An 18,942-nucleotide genomic window follows, 5' to 3' on the forward strand; every position below is an offset into this window, starting at 1 on the left:
ATTTGCACTTCAATAATAAATCTCATGCCAACAATTTCTAACAAAGGCAGAAACATGCCCGAATCTCCGATACGCAAGCTTGCTCCTTATGCTGATTTAGCAAAGCAAAAAGGACACAAAGTGTATCATTTAAACATTGGTCAACCGGATATCAAGACACCCGAAGTGGCCATCGAGGCGGTAAAAAATATTGACAGAACTATTATAGAATACAGCCCATCTGCTGGATATGAAAGTTACAGAAAAAAATTAGCAAAATTTTACCAACGCCAAAATGTAAACGTTAACTCAGAAGACATCATTGTAACTACTGGTGGCTCTGAAGCCTTATTGTTTGCGTTGGCCACAATTACAGATCCGGGAGATGAAATCATCATTCCAGAACCTTTTTATGCTAATTATCATGCATTTGCTTCTTCTACAAGTGCAACAGTAGTGCCGCTTGTTTCGACTATTGAAACGGCATTTGCTTTGCCAAGTATCGAGGAAGTTGAAAAGTTGATTACTCCAAAAACGAAAGCCATTTTAATTTGTAATCCAGGCAATCCAACAGGCTATTTATATTCAGAAACTGAAATTAAACAATTAGCAAGTTTAATTAAAAAATACGATCTCTATTTAATTGCTGATGAGGTTTATCGTGAGTTTTTATATGATGGAGATGACATTCACTATTCTGTAATGAATCTTGAAGATGTACAACAAAATGTAATTATGGTCGATTCAGTTTCAAAACGCTACAGTATGTGCGGCGCAAGAATTGGCTGTTTGGTCACTAAAAATAAAGAAGTACTGGCAACGGTAATGAAATTTGCTCAGGCACGTTTAAGTCCGCCAACTATTGAACAAATTGCCTGCGAAGCTGCGATTGACACTCCGCAAAGTTATTTTGACGAAGTTATCTCTGAATACAAGGAACGTCGTAATACTTTAATCCATGAATTAAATAAAATCGAAGGCGTAATGGTTACCAAACCTAAAGGTGCTTTTTACTGCATTGCTCAATTGCCAATTGACAACGCCGATGATTTTGCTCAATGGCTTTTAGAAAGCTATGATTTAAACGGTGAAACGGTTATGGTTGCTCCTGCTGCCGGATTTTATTCTACTCCGGGAATGGGATTGAATCAGGTAAGAATAGCTTATGTACTAAATAAAAAAGATTTAATTACTGCTGTAAATATTTTAAAAGAAGCTCTTTTAGTTTACAACAAAAAATAAAATCATAAAATACATTCCTTTTAAAAGACAATAACCATCTAAGTTATTGTCTTTTATGTTTTAACACCATACTGATTTAGTCTTTATTTAAACTATATCTTAAAAGGATCGATTAAATAATAAAAACCATAGAAAAGGTTTCCTATTTATTAATTATCTTTACCGCCTTAAAAAGATATACCCATTATAATAGTAGTTTTTAATGATAAACAACGAAGATTTTTTAGACGAAATAGGTGACAGTCATTTCAGCAGTAATGCAAAAAACCCTCTAAGAGAGGATGCTTTCGACTTAAGCGATGACGAAAAAATAGAAAAAATTAAAAAAGATGTTGAAAACATTCTCCAAACTCTTGGAATGGATTTGACAGATGACAGCATAAAAGGTACTCCAAACCGAGTTGCAAAAATGTTTGTAAAAGAAATTTTTGGAGGTCTTAATCCTTCAAAACAACCAAAAGCTTCAACTTTTGATAATAATTACAAATACGGTGAAATGCTTGTTGAGAAAAACATCACTGTTTATTCTACCTGCGAACACCATTTACTGCCAATTATAGGGCGCGCTCATGTTGCTTATATTTCAAACGGAAGAGTTATTGGTTTATCAAAAATGAATCGTATTGTTGAATATTATGCAAAAAGACCTCAGGTTCAAGAGCGTTTAACAATGCAGATTGTTCAAGAACTTCAAAAAGCTTTAGGAACAGAAGATGTTGCCTGCGTTATTGATGCTAAACATCTTTGCGTAAACTCAAGAGGAATCAAAGACATCGAAAGCAGCACTGTAACGTCTGAATTTGGTGGGAAATTTAAAGATCCTCAAACAAAAAGAGAATTTCTTGACTACATTAAACTAGAAACTCAGTTTTAAATATTTGTTAAATCGTTTATTTGCTAAATCGCTATATCATTTTTTTTGAATTTCAGATTTGACAAATAAACGGTGAAACGATTAAACAAATAACAAATAAACAGCAATATCAAATATGCCATTATATAACAGTCAACCCTTAAAAATATACAATTCACTTTCGGGTGAAAAAGAAAATTTCAAACCAATCCATGAAGGAAATGTTGGAATGTATGTTTGCGGACCAACGGTTTATAGTAATGTACATTTAGGAAACGTAAGGACTTTTATGTCTTTTGACGTTATTTTCAGGTATTTTCTACATCTTGATTACAAAGTTCGTTATGTTCGTAACATTACTGATGTCGGTCATATTGTAGATGATGTTGATGAAGGCGAAGATAAAATTGCTAAAAAAGCACGTTTAGAGCAATTAGAACCTATGGAAATTGTACAGCGATATACTGTTGATTTTCATAATATTCTAAAAGCTTTTAACTTTTTACCTCCAAGTATTGAGCCAACTGCAACTGGTCACATCATTGAACAGATTGAAATCATCAAGAAAATTATTGATAAAGGAATTGGTTATGAAGCCAATGGATCTGTTTATTTTGATGTTGTTAAATATAATGAAACCAACAATTACGGTATCTTAAGCGGCAGAAATATCGAAGATATGCTTGCTAATACTCGTGATCTTGATGGACAGTCAGATAAGAGAAACCCACAGGATTTTGCTCTTTGGAAAAAAGCAGAACCAGAACATATTATGAGATGGCCTTCGCCTTGGAGCGATGGTTTTCCTGGCTGGCATTTAGAATGTACAGCAATGAGTACCAAATATCTTGGAAATCACTTTGACATTCACGGCGGCGGAATGGATTTAAAATTCCCTCATCACGAATGTGAAATTGCTCAAAATGAAGCCTGCACTGGTCAGTCACCAGTAAATTATTGGATGCACGCTAATATGCTTACCTTAAATGGTAAGAAAATGGCAAAATCTACAGGAAATAATATTTTACCGGGAGAGATCTTAAGCGGAGAAAACAATATTCTAAGTAAACCTTTTTCAGCATCTGTAACACGTTTTTCCATGTTACAAGCACATTACAGAAGTATTCTTGACTTTTCTGATGATGCAATTGTGGCTGCCGAAAAAGGATACAAAAGATTAATGGAAGCTGTTGATTCTTTATCAGAAATCAAAGTCAGCACAACAAGCTCGTTAAATATTGCTTCTTGGAGACAATTGTGCTATGATGCGATGAATGACGATTTTAACACTCCAATTTTAATTGCACAATTATTTGAAGCTGTTCGATATATTAACCTGCTTAAAGAAGGAAAAGAAACCATTTCTGAAGATGATTTAAAGACATTAACATCTACTGTCAACGGTTTTGTTTTTGATGTTTTAGGCTTAAGTAATGAAAAAGGTACTGACGGTAATAATGATAAATTAGAAGGTACCGTAAATATGCTTATCGGTATGAGAAATCAAGCTCGTGCAGATAAAAACTTTGCTCTTTCTGACCAAATTCGTGACCAATTGATTGCTTTAGGCATTCAATTAAAGGACGGAAAAGAAGGTACTTCTTTTAATATTTAAAAACGAAGTGTTCAGTAATCAGTTTAAAGTGTTCAGATTTAAACTGATTACTAAATATTGATCACTGATTACTAATAATCATTGATTACTAAAAATATGTTTTCAAAAATTCTAATATATCCGTTTGTATTATTGGTACGCTTTTATCAAACAGCGATATCGCCTTTTACGCCTGCTGCATGCCGATTTGAACCAACGTGTTCTACATACATGATTCAGGCATTACAAATGCACGGATTGTTTTATGGCGGATATTTAGGAATGAAACGAATTTTAAGCTGTCATCCGTGGGGAAGATCAGGTTATGACCCGGTTCCTGAGAAAAAATGCTCGCACAAACATTAACTTTAAATAAAGACTAACTCTGTTTTAAATATTTATTTTTACAAAAAACAAAAACTCTTAACATATGACACATGCCTTAAATATCATTTGGAATCCTTCAGAGGGAATAGATTTAGGATTCTTTATGATTCGTTATTACAGTTTAATGTTTGTAATTGCTTTTGGTTTAGGATGGTTTATCATGAAAAAGATTTTCGAACGCGAAAATGAACCAATTGACAAACTAGATTCATTATTTGTGTGGACTGTTTTAGCTACTTTAATTGGAGCACGTTTAGGTCATGTATTATTCTACGATTGGGAATATTTTAGAAATCATTTACTTGAAATCTTTTTACCTGTTAAATTTGAACCTAAGTTTGAGTTTACAGGATTTCAAGGTTTAGCAAGTCACGGTGCGGCAATTTCGATTATTATTGCCATGTACTATTACAGCAAAAAGATTCTAAAACGTCCATTATTATGGATTTTAGACCGTGTTGTTATTCCAGTTGCGAGCGGCGCTATTTTTGTTCGTTTAGGAAACTTCATGAATTCTGAAATCATCGGTCATGAAACTACATCTCCTTTTGGAATTCGTTTTTTACACGACCAATTCAGCAAAGGTGAAGCTGTAAATGCTACACAAATCGCAAATCCAAAAGACGCTTACACTGCGATTGCAACAGATCCAAAATTTGCTAATTTATTAGCACAAGTACCTGCAAAACACCCAACGCAATTGTACGAAGCATTTTGCTATGTATTTGTATTTGCAATCTTATTTTTCTTGTACTGGAAAACTAATGCAAGACTTAAATCAGGATATTTATTCGGATTATTTCTAGTACTTTTATTTGTTGTACGTTTTGTAGTTGAGTTCGTAAAAGAAAGCCAAGGCGGTTTTGAGAACGAATTAGGCCTTTTCTCAACAGGACAATGGCTAAGCATACCTTTTATCATAATTGGTCTATTCTTCGTTATTAGAGCACAAAGAAATCCTTTAGCAGCTTCGTAATTAAACATAAAATATTTTATAACAAAAAGTCCAGTATCTAATAAATACTGGACTTTTTATTTATAGCAGCCACAGAAACCAATCTCTAAATTTCTTTATTACAACTCGTTTTATTTCTGCTCAGCTTCGCATTCAAATACATCTACACTCATATCATACTCAAATTATAGTTTCTTTCTTTTTCTAAGAAGAAGCAAACAAAGAAACAATTACAAAAGCAAAACCTCATTGTTTTTACGCCTCAGACGCAAAGTATATTACTTTTACCAAAACAACCTATTCTCTAGTTCCCAACTTACATCGTAATCCACAATTAAGAACAAGAAGAAGTCACGATCAATCTTTTAATTTTAAGCACTGTAAACATCAAAAAATAATTTACTAAAATCTAAAATTATATCCTAGAACAGCAAAAAAAAAGATCCAGCTTTCACTGGATCTTTTTTAATATAATTGAAGCGATTAATTACGCTTTATTATGCTTGTCTTCGATTGTATGTTTTTCATCATTTGAAATCGTATCTACCAATACTGGAGTTGCAATAAATAATGAAGAATATGTTCCTACAATAATACCAATTAACATTGCAAAGATAAATCCTCTAATAGATTCTCCACCAAAGATAAACATCGTTAATAATACAATGATCATCATTAATGACGTATTCAATGTTCTTGATAATGTCGTATTAATAGAAGCGTTTACAATATCTTCAAAACTTCCTTTACGGTTTCCGATGATGAACTCTCTAACCCTGTCAAATACAATTACAGTATCATTCATTGAGTATCCAATTACAGTAAGAATCGCAGCAATAAAGTGCTGATCCATTTCCATATGGAAAGGCATGAATTTATAACATAAAGAGTAAACTCCTAATACAAAGATAACGTCATGCGCTACAGCTGCAATCGCACCTAATGAATATTGCCATTTACGGAAAGAAACCATTAAGTATAAGAAGATAACTGCCATCGCACCAAGAACTGCCCAGTATGAGTTAGTTTTAATATCTTCAGAGATAGATGCTCCAACTTTAGAAGCTTGTAAAACTCCAATTTTCTTACCATCAAAAGAGTTGATGAATTTATCGTAAGAAGTGTTTGGGTAATACTTTTGTAATGCAGCATATAATTTTTGATTTACTTCTTCATCAATAGCTACACCATCTTCTTTAATTTTGTATTTAGTTGTGATTTTCAATTGATCATCATCACCTAAAATTTTAGCCTCAACCGGAGTTCCAAAAGCGGCAGATAATTCATCTGAAACTACTGTTGCATCGATTGGTTTTTCAAATTTAACTTGGAATGTTCTTCCTCCAACAAAATCAACACCTTCATCTAATCCGTTAACAAAGAAGATAGAAGTTAAACTTACAATTACAACAATTGAAGAGAAGATGTAAGTGAATTTTTTAACTTTAATAAAGTCAAAGTGGAAATTAGTAAACCAGTTTTTAGTAATATTTGTACAGAAAGTTAAATCAGCTTTTCCTGCAATGTTTTTGTCGATAAAAATTCTCGCAATAAAGATTGACGTAAACAATGATGTTACGATACCAATAAGTAATGTTAATGCGAAACCTTTAATTGGTCCTGTACCAAAGATAAACAAGATTGCTCCAGTTAAAACGTGCGTAACGTTTGCATCGATAATAGAACGCATTGCACCGTGCCATCCGTAAGAAGCTAGTACAGCTTCAGACAATGATTTACCATCACGTAATTCTTCTTTTGCTCTTTCGTAAATAATAATGTTAGCATCTACTGCAGTACCCAATGTTAATACGATACCTGCAATACCTGGTAATGTAAGTACAAAACCAAAACTTGCCATAATTCCGAATAAGAATAATAAGTTTAATAATAAAGCTAAGTTAGCATACCAGCCTGCTTTACCATAATAGAATACCATCCAAACACAAACTAATAAAAATCCTAATACAGCTGAAATTGTTCCAGCATCAATTGCTGCTTGACCTAAAGATGGTCCAACTACAGTAGATTGTACAATATCAGCAGATGCAGGTAATTTACCAGCATTTAATACGTTTGCTAAATCTTTAGTTTCAGCAACATCAAAAGAACCTGTAATTTCAGATCTTCCACCAGCAATTGGTCCACTTGTAACACCAGGCGCAGAATAAACGATGTTATCTAAAACAATAGCAATATAACCTTTTTGAGAAAAAGCTCTTCCTGTTAATTCTTCCCAAACTTTAGCACCTTGACTGTTCATTTGCATAGAAACAGCTGGTTTACCCATTTGATCAAAAGTATCTTTTGCATCAGTTACAACTCCACCGCTCATTGCAGGAACGTTATCTCTGTTTCCTTTTAAAGCGTATAATTCTACCGCTTCAACATCTTTTGCTTTCGCATCTTTTATAGTAGTTGGTTTGCTCCAAACAAATTTTGCATTGTGTTGGTCAGCAGCCAATAAAATTCTAATTTCTGGTCTTTTAAAATAACCATTGATAGCAGCAGTATCTTTAGTAGCAAAATATCCTAAAACTGGACCACCACCTTGAACGATCATTTTATCAAATAAAGGATTGTTTCCTTTTTTAGTATCAAGTGAATCTTTAGAATTATCTGTTAATAAAGCATTCAATGAATCTTTAGCTACAGCTTTAGTTTCTACCTTCTTAACTTCAGTCTTTTTTAAAGCTTCGTTTGCAGCAACTAAGAAGTTACCAACTTCTTCGATTTTGTAAGTTTCCCAAAACTCTAATTGAGCTTTTCCACCTAATAATTTTTTAATTCTATCAACATCTTTAGCACCTGGAAGCTCTACTAAGATTCTTCCTGTTTCTCCTAATTTTTGAATGTTTGGTTGTGTTACACCAAATTTGTCGATACGCTCTCTTAATACTTTGTAAGCACTTTCAACAGACTCATCAACTTTTCTTTTGATTACTTTTTGAACTTGAGCATCTGTCATTTGAAAATCAACACCGCCATCACCTTGCAAACTTCTGTTTGCAAAAATATCAGGTGAAGCTAACTTTACAGTTCCCTTTGAATTTGCTTCAAAAGCTTCAAAAAATTTATTTAAATAGGTCTTATTTCCTTCTACATTTGCACTTGCATCTGCTAAAGATTTATTAAATACTGGATTTTTAGAGTTGTTTGCTAATCCTTTTAAAACATCTTTAATAGAAATTTGAAGAATTACGTTGATTCCTCCTTCTAAGTCAAGACCTTTGTTAAGTTGTTTGTTTTTTACTTCGTTATAAGTAAAATCCGTAAACCCAAGATTGAAAACTTTTTCTTTACCAATAGAATCTAAATATTTTAGCTCTTTATCAGGATTATCTCCTGCAAAAGCTTTAGCTTCACTTTTGACATTATTTGCCACAAAAGTGAATGATAGTTGGTAAATACTTACCAATGCAAATAGAATTGCGAAAAATTTAATAAGTCCTTTATTCTGCATTATTACTAAAAATTAATTATGTTTTATTGTTTGTTTTTGGTTCTAAATTCCCTAAAAATAAGCCCTGACATGAGATTTTAAAACTAAAAAATCGAGATCACGAATTACAACATTTTTTTTAAACCGAGCAAATATATAATTCTCGAAATGATTAAGCAATTTATTTATTAATTAATCTCAAAAAAAAGACTGCAAAAGTGCAGCCTTTTCCTTTTTTTATCAAATTCTTTATACTAAAATCGACTTTAAAGCGTCATTCATGCTGCGAACCGCATCTGCACTTTTAGCAAACAAAGCTTTCTCTTGATCATTTAATTTAATATCAACAATCTCTTCAACTCCATTTTTACCAATTATACACGGAACTCCTATACAAATGTCGTTTTGCCCATACTCGCCTTCTACAAAGACAGAACAAGCAATCATTTTTTTCTGGTCGTTTAAAATACTGTCTACTAAATACGCTACAGAAGCTCCCGGCGCATACCAAGCTGATGTTCCTAAAAGCCCTGTAAGAGTTGCTCCTCCAACCATTGTATCAGCAGCAACTTTTTGCAATACTTCTTCTGAAAGAAATTGTGAAACAGGAATCCCGTTATAAGACGCTAAACGTGTTAATGGAATCATAGTAGTATCACCGTGTCCGCCAATTACCATAGCAGAAACATCATTTGCAGGTTTATCTAATGCAAGAGAAAGGTAAGTTCTAAAACGAGAGCTGTCTAATGCACCACCCATACCTATAATTCTATTCTTTGGCAAACCTGTTGCTTTTAAAGCTAAATAAGTCATAGTATCCATAGGATTTGAAACTACAACTATTATTGTATTTGGAGAATGTTTTAATACATTTTCAGCAACTGTTTTTACAATTCCGGCATTTATACCTATTAATTCTTCTCTGGTCATTCCAGGCTTTCTTGGAATTCCTGACGTAATTACAACTACATCACTTCCTGCAGTTTTAGAATAGTCATTGGTTACACCAGATACTTTGGTATTAAAACCAGTATTAGTGGCGCATTGCATAATATCCAAAGCTTTACCCTCAGCAAAACCTTCTTTAATATCCAACAATACTACTTCACTTGCAATTCCTCTATACGAGATAACATCTGCACATGTAGCTCCAACATTTCCTGCTCCTACAATAGTAACTTTCATATTTTTTACTTTATCGGTTATTAATCTGTTTATTTATAAATCAACAATTCGTTTAATCGTTTAAGTAAATTTAAACAATTAAACGAATTGAAGGTTCTATTCTGTTTTATTATGCATCAATATTTGCGTAAACTGCATTTTTCTCGATAAATTCTCTACGCGGCGGTACTTCATCCCCCATTAACATTGAGAAAACTCGATCAGCTTCAGCTAAACTATCAATGGTTACTTGACGCAGTGTTCTAAAGTTTGGATCCATAGTTGTTTCCCATAACTGCTCTGCGTTCATCTCTCCAAGACCTTTATAACGTTGGATAGCAGCACTTCCTCCCATTCTTTCATTCGCCTGATCACGTTGAACATCGTTCCAAGCATATTCTTTCTTTTGTCCTTTTTTAACTAAGTACAAAGGTGGTGCTGCAATATATACGTGTCCTTCTTCAATAAGCTCCTTCATGAAACGGAAGAAGAATGTTAATATTAAGGTAGAGATGTGACTACCATCGACATCGGCATCACACATGATGATTACTTTGTGGTATCTTAGTTTTTCAAGATTTAATGCTTTACTGTCTTCTGCAGTTCCAACTGTAACACCTAAAGCTGTGAAGATATTACGAATCTCTTCGTTTTCAAATACTTTATGATGCATCGCTTTCTCCACATTCAAGATTTTACCACGTAATGGTAAAATCGCCTGAAAGTTACGATCACGTCCTTGTTTTGCTGTTCCACCAGCCGAATCTCCCTCGACTAGATAAACCTCACATCTTGCTGGATCTTGTTCTGAACAGTCAGATAATTTTCCTGGTAATCCACCGCCGCCCATTACAGTTTTACGCTGTACCATTTCACGCGCTTTTTTCGCTGCGTGACGTGCCTGAGCTGCTAAAATTACTTTTTGGATAATTACTTTTGCATCATTTGGATTTTCTTCCAAATAATTTTCTAACATTTCTCCAACAGCTTGAGAAACTGGAGAAACTACTTCTCTATTTCCAAGTTTTGTTTTCGTTTGTCCTTCGAATTGAGGCTCAGCAACTTTTACCGAAATAATAGCTGTTAATCCTTCACGGAAGTCATCTCCAGCGATTTCAAATTTCAATTTATCCAACATTCCAGAAGCATCTGCATATTTTTTAAGTGTTCTTGTTAAACCACTTCTAAAACCTTGCAGGTGAGTTCCTCCTTCGTGTGTATTAATATTATTTACGTAAGAAAAAATATTCTCTGTATAACTTGTATTATAAATCAAGGCAACCTCAACTGGAATTTCACCTTTATCGTGATCCATGCTGATTACGTGAGAAATAATTGGCTCACGATTACCATCTAAATAACGAATATATTCTTTAAGTCCTTCTGTAGAATGGAATACTTCGCTTTTAAACTCGCCTTTATCGTCAACTTCTCTTTTGTCTGTAAACGTAATTGTGATTCCTTTATTCAAAAAAGAAAGCTCACGCATACGAGCCGACAAAGTATCATAAGAGAACTCTGTAGTTTGTGTAAAAATGGTATTATCAGGGTAAAATGTCTGACGTGTACCTCTTTTTTCAGTTTCTCCTATTTGTTTAACTGGATATAAAGATTTTCCTCTTTCGTATTCTTGTTCGTAAATTTTACCTTCTCTAAAAACTGTCGATTTCATATGAACCGAAAGTGCGTTTACTACAGAAACCCCAACACCGTGAAGACCTCCAGAAACCTTATAAGAATCTTTATCAAATTTACCTCCGGCACCAATTTTAGTCATTACAACCTCTAGTGCAGAAACTCCTTCTTTTTTATGCAAATCAACAGGAATACCACGTCCGTTATCCTCAACTGTTACAGAACCATCTTCGTTTATTGCAACACTAATAGCATCACAATGTCCTCCCATCGCCTCATCAATTGAGTTATCGACAACTTCATAAACCAAATGGTGCAGCCCTCGAACCCCTACATCTCCAATATACATCGATGGACGCATTCTTACGTGCTCCATTCCTTCTAATGCCTGAATACTATCTGCTGAATAATTGTTCTTCTTGATTTCTTCGCTCATATAATTTATTCTAAAAAATGTATTTATTGTCTAACACGCAAATATATAAAAACGCGGACTATATACCCATAAAATTCCGACTTAAAGCACTTAAGTTATCAACACAATTGTTTAAAAAATCAAAAAATAACTTCTAAATTCCAAAATTTAGCCGCTAAAAAAAATAAAACCAAAAAAATCTTCATTTTTTTCAAATCCCAATATTTCAAATTCCAAACCCCAAAACTAAAAACAGCATAAAAGCAAAATCCGAAATAACAATTTAATGTTATTTCGGATTCTTTAATTGATCCCAAATTAGAATTTGAATTTTATAAAATTGAAGATTTTATCCTTTATTATTTCTTGTTAAAGTCTCCCGCATAAATTGAGGTCATTTTATCCAAGCTTATATATTTTTTCAAAACAGCATTAATTTCTTCCACTTTTAAAGCTTTTACTTTACTTTCAAGCGTATCATAATCCTCAAGCGGTGTTCCGTATTGAAGATAAGCATTTGTTAACGCCATTAAAGTCACATCATTTCCTAATCTGGTTTTTCTTTCGTTAAGCCAGCTTGTTAAAATTGACTTTAATTCCTCGGCACTAAAACCATCTTTTAATGCTTTTGAAATTTCTTCTTTAGCCGCAGTTTCAACTGCATTTTTTTTCGTTGGATTTAAAAAAGCATAATATAGCCAATATGCTGCATCATTTGTAGTTGGAATATTTATAAACGATCCCGCTCCATAACTAATTCCTTCTTTCTCTCTTAATCGCATTGGAATTCTAGCTGTTAAAAAACCGCCGCTTCCTAACATTTCATTTGCCATAACAAATGCTGGATAATCAGGACTTTTTAAGTTCATTTTAAAACTTATTTTTCCTATTGCAACAGCATTTTCTTTATCAGGCGTAATAAACTCTTTGTCTAACTTTTTAGTTTCAAAAAAAGTAGGCTGTGCCATCACGTATTTTGATTTAGAATTCCATTTTCCAAATGTATTCTCTAAAATTTCCGCTGTAGTTTTTGCATCCAAATCTCCAACTACACTTCCAAATCCATTGTTTCCTCCTAGAATATTGTTATAAAAATCAACAATTTCTGATTGTTTTATCTTTTTATAAGCATCAATTTGTTCCTGAACTGTTGATGTATAAAAAATACTTTCTTTGGAATATTCTTCTGTTTGTTTTGAAACTTGTACAAAAGCAACAGCCTGAGGATCATTTAAACTAGATTCTAGATAAGTATTGTATTCATTGATTGTTTTTGTCAACTCATTTTGAGGGAAAGTTGAATTCACCAGCAAATCACCCAAAATTTCCATAACTTCTTTGAAGCTTTCTTTGTAAGTATTAACGTTTACAGACAAATTCTGCCCAGAATAACTAAAATTTAAGCTAGACTTTAGCTGATCTAATCGATCACTTATTTGTTCTTTTGTTTTGGTTTTAGTCCCTGTTTTTAGCAATTGAGCAAGGATCGCTCCAGTATCTGTTTTTCCTGCTAAATCTTTTTCATTACTTACAGGAAATTTAAAACTAGCTTGGACTTTTCCGCCTTTTATTTCTTTTTTAATAAGTCCATATTTTGCTCCATTACTTAATTTTCCTTCAACAAAATTTTGTTTTAAGTTTTTTATAGAAGCTTCAAAAGCTGCCGTTTCTTTCTCTAAAGCTTTTCCTTTATAGTCTTTTGTAAAAGCAACTAACTGCTCATCTGTGTACTCTGAAGGTTTAACTCTTTGCTCATCTTTTGATGGAATAAATATTCCGATTGTTCTATTATTACTTCTAAAATATCTTTCTGCAACTCTTTGAATATCTTCTTTAGTAAGATTTTCGATTGCATCTCTGTATAAAAAACCCAATCTATAATCACCTGCACCAATAATTTCAGTAAGATTTATAGCAAATGAAATTGTGTTATTTTTTACACCTTCAATTTGTTTAATAAGCTTCGCTTTAGCTCTGCTTACATCTTCATCTGTATATTTTGTAGAAGCTATTTTATCTAACTCAGTTCTTACCAAATCTCTTGTTGCTACTACATCTTTATCATTAGGAACTGCAACTCCAAAATACATAAAACTAGCGTCTCTAGTAGTTGGCTGCCAGAAATATATACTAGATACTTTTTGAGTTTCTACCAACGCTTTATACAAATATCCTGAAGGATCTGCAGTCAAAATTTCACCTAAAGCATCAATCGCTGCATAATCTTTATCGACATAAGCTGCTGTGTGATACAAAGCTCCAACATTTTTACTATCACCAGCTCTTTTAAGTTCTACATATTTTTCACCATCTTGTGCTGGTTCAATCGTATAGGTTTTATTTAGAACTCTTTTAGGTTTGGCAATTGCTCCAAAATATTGTCCGATATATTGCAGTGCTTTTTTCTCGTCAAATTTACCCGCTATAATCAGAGTTGCATTATCCGGCTGATAATATTTCTCGTAAAAAACTCTAAGCGTATTGGCTTTTACTCTTTCTATATCTTCTTTACTTCCAATAGTACTATTTCCGTAATTATGCCAAAGGTAAGCTGTAGATAAAATTCTTTCTTGTAAAACACCGTCAGGATTGTTTTCCCCGATTTCAAATTCGTTTCGAACTACCGAAAACTCTTTATCTAGATCAGTTTGCAAAATGGTAGCATTTATCATTCTGTCCGCTTCCATTTCAACACTCCATTTTAAGTTTTCATCGGTTGATGGAAAAACTTCATAATAATTAGTACGATCTAACCAAGTAGTTCCGTTTGCGCTTCCTCCTTTATCGGAAAGCATTTTCTTAATATCACCTAGATTTTTTGTGCTTTTAAAAAGCATATGCTCTAATAAATGCGCCATTCCTTTTTCGCCGTAACCTTCATGTCTAGATCCTACATTATAGACAATATTTACAACCATATTGCTTTGCGAGGCATCTGGAATCAGCAGCACTCTTAGTCCATTATTCAAAGAATATTCCTTTACACCTTCAACATTTTTAATGTATTTCGGCGTTTCAATCTTTTGTGCATTAACAGGACTCATGGAGGCAAATGCACAATACAACGCTCCACTTAGTAATAGTTTTCTCATAGGTAATAGTTAGTGATTAAAAAAGCAGTAATTTTTTTGGTAATCAAATATAGTATTTTTCCTAACTAAGGCAAATTGAAATTAACTTAGTTTTAGCATTTTATCTTTGAGCTAAACTTCTAACTAACTGCGCAATAAAACTTCTCAATTCTAAACAAAAAAAATCCGAAACTCACCTTTAAAATGTAGTTTCGGATTTTATACTTTATATTTTTAATCAACTTAAAATAGACTTCTAACTTTAGATTGCCAATCCTGATTTTACAGTTTCAACATCATCAGAAATGTGCGCTGCATTTGCTCTTCCGCTTGGATCAAGATTGTCCTGCCATTTCGGAATCCATTTTCTAACGGTTTGTCCCGCACTAACCTGTGGATAGTATTTATGGAATATTGACCTGTAATAATAAGCTTCTTTTGTTGTTGGTGTATTGTATGGGAACTCAGCAGCTGCACCAGCCAATTGTTCATCTGTAACTTGAGACGAACAATATTCTATAAGTTCATCAACCCAGCGATACCCAACTCCATCAGAAAATTGTTCTTTCTGTCTCCATAAAACGCTCTCTGGTAAATATGGATCTTCTGGTGTATCAAAAGCTTTACGTAAAATGTATTTTTCAATTCCATCGTACATTTTAGGCTGTTTTTCTTCTGTTTTAATTCGAATTGCAGCATCTAAAAAATGAGAATCCAAAAACGGAATTCTTGCTTCTATTCCGTTTGCCATTGTTGTCTTATCTGCACGAAGTAAATCTGCTGTAAATAACTTTTGAACTCTTTCGATTGTTTCGTCTTGAAATTCATCTGCCGAAGGCGCATTTCTAAAATACAAATGACCTCCAAAAATTTCATCAGCACCTTCTCCTGAAAATATTATTTTTATTCCTTTTTCGCTGATAACTTTCGACAATAAATACATTGGAACTCCGGAACGTACTGAAATAATATCATATGTTTCTATATGATATATTACTTTTTCTAATGCTTCTACTCCTTCTGCAACAGTAAAATGAATCTCATGATGATCTGTTCCTAAAAATTCAGCTGCTTTTCGAGCTTTTTTATTATCTGGTGAATCAGCATCTAAACCAATAGAAAATGTTGGCAGTTTTTTGCCTTTTTCGTTAAAGAAACGTGAGGCAATCGAGGATATTAAAGAAGAGTCTAAACCTCCTGATAATATAGCACCAACCTGCACATTACCCATCAAACGTTTACGAACAGATTCTACCAATGTATTGCGAATCAAATCTAAATCAAGAGATTTATTAGCCTTTGATCGATCTTCATATTCTGGATTATAATATTTTACAAAACCTTTCTTTGCTGTATAATAATGTCCCGGAGGGAATGTTGAGAATGATTTGCATTGGTCTGCGATCGATTTCATTTCTGAAGCGAAATATATTCTTCCTCTTTCATCTAAACCATAATACAAAGGTTTAACACCAATTGGATCACGTCCGGCAATATAATTATCACCGTCGATAATCACAAAAGCAAAATCACCATCTAACTTATTACAAAAATCATATCCAAATTCTTCATACAAATGCACGATAACCTCAGAATCTGAATTTGTTCTGAATGTATGCTCTTTTAAAATCGTATTTTTTAATTCCTGATAATTGTAAATTTCACCATCATGAACCATCCAGGCTTTTTTAGTTCCCTGAATAGGCTGTTTCCCTGACTGCAAATCTATAATGGATAAACTTTCATGACAAAGTATACTGCCATTCTCCATAATCTGTAAATCACTCTCATCGGGACCACGATATGACATTCTTTTAGAAAGCTCTTTTACAAGCTGCGGGTCTTTTCCTTTGCCTATAACGGCTAATAATCCAGACATACTATTCTATTTTTTATTACATTCTCTTCAATGAAAATTCAAATTGAATCCAACATTAAAAAATCATTAAAATTTCTATTAAAAGCAAAGCTAAATATTAATTCTTTCTTTTCTAATTTTTTAGTATTAAAAAATGCTTCGATTTTATTTTATTTTGATAAATATCAAATATAAAACGAAAGCTAAATCAATTTTCCATTTTTCACTCTTAAAAAACTAAAAATCAAACAATTTAACATTCTTAGACAAGAAAAACGTCCTCGGGAAGAGAACGTCTTTCATCAAAATATACTAATTCTAAAATAAACTTTTTTATGCTTTAGCATAAGCATCATCATGAACACTTGCAACTGCTCTTCCAGAAGGATCGTTCATGTTTTTAAATGCTTCATCCCATTCTAAAGCGATTTTTGTACTACAAGCTACACTTGCTTCTTGAGGCACACATAATGCTGCTGCGTCACTTGGAAAGTGCTCTGCAAAAATAGAACGATAGTAGTACTCTTCTTTTGAAGTTGGCGTTTGCAATGGGAACTTGTATTTTGCATTTGCCAATTGTTCATCCGAAACTTCTCTTCCTACCACTTCTTTCAAAGTATCAATCCAGCTGTATCCTACTCCATCAGAAAACTGCTCTTTTTGTCTCCATGCAACACTTTCTGGAAGCATATCTTCAAAAGCTTTACGAACCACCCATTTTTCCATCGGATGTTCTTTGTTGATCATTTTATCTTGCGGGTTGATGCGCATTGCAACATCCATAAATTCTTTATCTAAGAAAGGCACACGACCTTCAATTCCCCACGCCGCTAAACTTTTGTTAGCACGCAAACAGTCGTACATATGAAGTTTTCCTAATTTACGAACGTTTTCTTCGTGAAATTCTCTAGCGTTTGGTGCTTTGTGGAAATATAAATACCCTCCAAATAACTCATCTGCACCTTCACCAGACAATACCATTTTAATTCCCATTGATTTAATAACTCTTGCCATTAACCACATAGGAGTTGAAGCTCTTACAGTTGTTACATCATAAGTCTCTAGGTTGTAAATTACATCACGAACTGCATCTAAACCTTCTTGAATAGTAAATTTAATTTCGTGGTGAATAGTTCCAATATGATCTGCTACTTTTCTTGCAGCAGCTAAATCTGGAGAACCTTCTAAACCAACCGAGAAAGAGTGTAATTGCGGATACCAAGCATCTGTAGTATCATCTGACTCAATTCTTTTTTGTGCAAATTTTTTGGCTACAGCCGAAGTAATAGACGAATCTAAACCTCCTGAGAGTAAAACACCATAAGGAACATCACTCATTAATTGTCTGTGAACCGCAGCTTCTAATGCTTTTTTAATTTCTGGAATACTAGTCTCGTTATCTTTTACTGCATCATATTCTGTCCAGTCTCTTTTGTACCATTGTACAAATTCACCGTCTTTACTAGTCATATAATGTCCAGGAGGAAATAACTCAATTTTTGTACAATATCCTTCTAAAGCTTTTAATTCAGAAGCTACGTAAAAAGTTCCGTGCTGATCCCAACCAATGTACAAAGGAATAATTCCCATATGGTCACGAGCAATAAAATACTCATCTTTATCAACATCATAAATTGCAAATCCGAAGATTCCGTTCATTTCATCTATAAAATGAGGGCCTTTTTCTTTGTAAAGAGCCAAGATCACTTCACAGTCACTTTCAGTCTGAAAGTTATATTTTCCTTCAAATTGCTTACGCAGCTCTCTGTGGTTGTAGATTTCACCATTTGCAGCCAAAACCAATTTTTTATCTTCTGTAAATAATGGTTGTTTTCCTGAAGCTGGATCTACAATAGCCAGACGCTCATGAGAAAGAATTGCTTTATCATTGCTGTAAATTCCGCTCCAGTCCGGTCCGCGGTGACGAATGATTTTAGACATTTCTAATACTTGAGGTCTTAAAGTCTCGGCTTTTTGTTTTAGATCAAAGGCACATACAATTCCACACATAATCTTATATTTTTATTTTTAAATTTTAATTTGATAAGGCAAAGATGCGATATCAGTTACAATTGAAAAACACAAACACTTAATTCGATTACAATTTGAAACCATAAAACAAATTTTACATGTAAAATGTAAAATTTTAGCACAAAAAAAAGGGCTAAACTTATAATTTTTAATTTTAGAGATAAAACATGAGTAAAATTTAAAGTTTTAAAGAAATCTTTAAATTAAATATTTATATCTTTAAAAAACATTAAAAATATACCAAAGCATAAAGAAGTTTTAAAAAGGAAAAAGAATTTTTCTCATTATTGTCATTTCGACTGAAAGGAGAAATCGC

Annotated in this window: 11 protein-coding genes; 5 read left to right on the forward strand and 6 right to left on the reverse strand. The window is 33.2% G+C overall.

All coding sequences use genetic code 11. From position 1 onward, the window contains the following. Window positions 1-24: 24 nt before the first annotated feature. From B0A75_RS15705 to lgt, 5 genes are all read left to right on the forward strand, one after another. Window positions 25-1,221, forward strand: a complete 1,197-nt coding sequence (locus tag B0A75_RS15705; protein WP_089055231.1) for a pyridoxal phosphate-dependent aminotransferase — start codon at window positions 25-27, stop codon at window positions 1,219-1,221. 202 nt (window positions 1,222-1,423) lie between these two features. After that, a complete protein-coding gene (gene folE / locus B0A75_RS15710) occupies window positions 1,424-2,095 on the forward strand; it encodes a GTP cyclohydrolase I FolE (protein ID WP_089055232.1) in 672 nt (223 codons plus the stop codon). A 115-nt stretch (window positions 2,096-2,210) separates the two neighbouring features. Then, on the forward strand, window positions 2,211-3,689 hold the full coding sequence (gene cysS / locus B0A75_RS15715) for a cysteine--tRNA ligase (protein ID WP_089055233.1): 1,479 nt from the start codon (window positions 2,211-2,213) through the stop codon (window positions 3,687-3,689). A gap of 96 nt (window positions 3,690-3,785) precedes the next feature. Continuing rightward, complete coding sequence (yidD, locus tag B0A75_RS15720; RefSeq protein ID WP_089055234.1) at window positions 3,786-4,034, forward strand: membrane protein insertion efficiency factor YidD; 249 nt, start codon at window positions 3,786-3,788, stop codon at window positions 4,032-4,034. A 64-nt stretch (window positions 4,035-4,098) separates the two neighbouring features. After that, a complete protein-coding gene (lgt, locus tag B0A75_RS15725; protein WP_089055235.1) occupies window positions 4,099-5,031 on the forward strand; it encodes a prolipoprotein diacylglyceryl transferase in 933 nt (310 codons plus the stop codon). Between the two features lie 466 nt (window positions 5,032-5,497). On the opposite strand, the gene secDF is transcribed toward lgt, so the two are convergent. The 6 genes from secDF to asnB (B0A75_RS15755) form a co-directional block, all read right to left on the reverse strand. Beyond that, entirely contained in the window at window positions 5,498-8,473 is a 2,976-nt protein-coding gene (gene secDF, locus B0A75_RS15730; protein WP_089055236.1) for a protein translocase subunit SecDF, read from the reverse strand. A 228-nt stretch (window positions 8,474-8,701) separates the two neighbouring features. Next, on the reverse strand, window positions 8,702-9,637 hold the full coding sequence (mdh, locus tag B0A75_RS15735) for a malate dehydrogenase (RefSeq protein ID WP_089055237.1): 936 nt from the start codon (window positions 9,635-9,637) through the stop codon (window positions 8,702-8,704). A gap of 109 nt (window positions 9,638-9,746) precedes the next feature. Then, a complete protein-coding gene (gene gyrB / locus B0A75_RS15740) occupies window positions 9,747-11,687 on the reverse strand; it encodes a DNA topoisomerase (ATP-hydrolyzing) subunit B (RefSeq protein ID WP_089055238.1) in 1,941 nt (646 codons plus the stop codon). A 338-nt stretch (window positions 11,688-12,025) separates the two neighbouring features. Continuing rightward, entirely contained in the window at window positions 12,026-14,758 is a 2,733-nt protein-coding gene (locus B0A75_RS15745; protein WP_089055239.1) for a M16 family metallopeptidase, read from the reverse strand. Window positions 14,759-14,999: 241 nt separating this feature from the next. After that, window positions 15,000-16,616: an asparagine synthase B gene (gene asnB, locus B0A75_RS15750; protein WP_089055240.1), complete on the reverse strand. Its 1,617-nt coding sequence runs from the start codon at window positions 16,614-16,616 to the stop codon at window positions 15,000-15,002. Window positions 16,617-16,928: 312 nt separating this feature from the next. Beyond that, a complete protein-coding gene (asnB, locus tag B0A75_RS15755) occupies window positions 16,929-18,605 on the reverse strand; it encodes an asparagine synthase B (protein ID WP_089055241.1) in 1,677 nt (558 codons plus the stop codon). Window positions 18,606-18,942 lie beyond the last annotated feature (337 nt).

The sequence above is a fragment of the Flavobacterium oncorhynchi genome, assembly GCF_002217355.1.
GTDB classification, from domain to species: Bacteria; Bacteroidota; Bacteroidia; order Flavobacteriales; family Flavobacteriaceae; genus Flavobacterium; species Flavobacterium oncorhynchi.

Bases quoted from the DNA above. Each gene is read 5' to 3' on its own strand.
- B0A75_RS15705 (WP_089055231.1), top strand. From the start codon at position 25: ATGCCAACAATTTCTAACAAAGGCAGAAACATGCCCGAATCTCCGATA.
- folE (WP_089055232.1), top strand. From the start codon at position 1,424: ATGATAAACAACGAAGATTTTTTAGACGAAATAGGTGACAGTCATTTC.
- cysS (WP_089055233.1), top strand. From the start codon at position 2,211: ATGCCATTATATAACAGTCAACCCTTAAAAATATACAATTCACTTTCG.
- yidD (WP_089055234.1), top strand. From the start codon at position 3,786: ATGTTTTCAAAAATTCTAATATATCCGTTTGTATTATTGGTACGCTTT.
- lgt (WP_089055235.1), top strand. From the start codon at position 4,099: ATGACACATGCCTTAAATATCATTTGGAATCCTTCAGAGGGAATAGAT.
- secDF (WP_089055236.1), bottom strand. From the start codon at position 8,473: ATGCAGAATAAAGGACTTATTAAATTTTTCGCAATTCTATTTGCATTG.
- mdh (WP_089055237.1), bottom strand. From the start codon at position 9,637: ATGAAAGTTACTATTGTAGGAGCAGGAAATGTTGGAGCTACATGTGCA.
- gyrB (WP_089055238.1), bottom strand. From the start codon at position 11,687: ATGAGCGAAGAAATCAAGAAGAACAATTATTCAGCAGATAGTATTCAG.
- B0A75_RS15745 (WP_089055239.1), bottom strand. From the start codon at position 14,758: ATGAGAAAACTATTACTAAGTGGAGCGTTGTATTGTGCATTTGCCTCC.
- asnB (WP_089055240.1), bottom strand. From the start codon at position 16,616: ATGTCTGGATTATTAGCCGTTATAGGCAAAGGAAAAGACCCGCAGCTT.
- asnB (WP_089055241.1), bottom strand. From the start codon at position 18,605: ATGTGTGGAATTGTATGTGCCTTTGATCTAAAACAAAAAGCCGAGACT.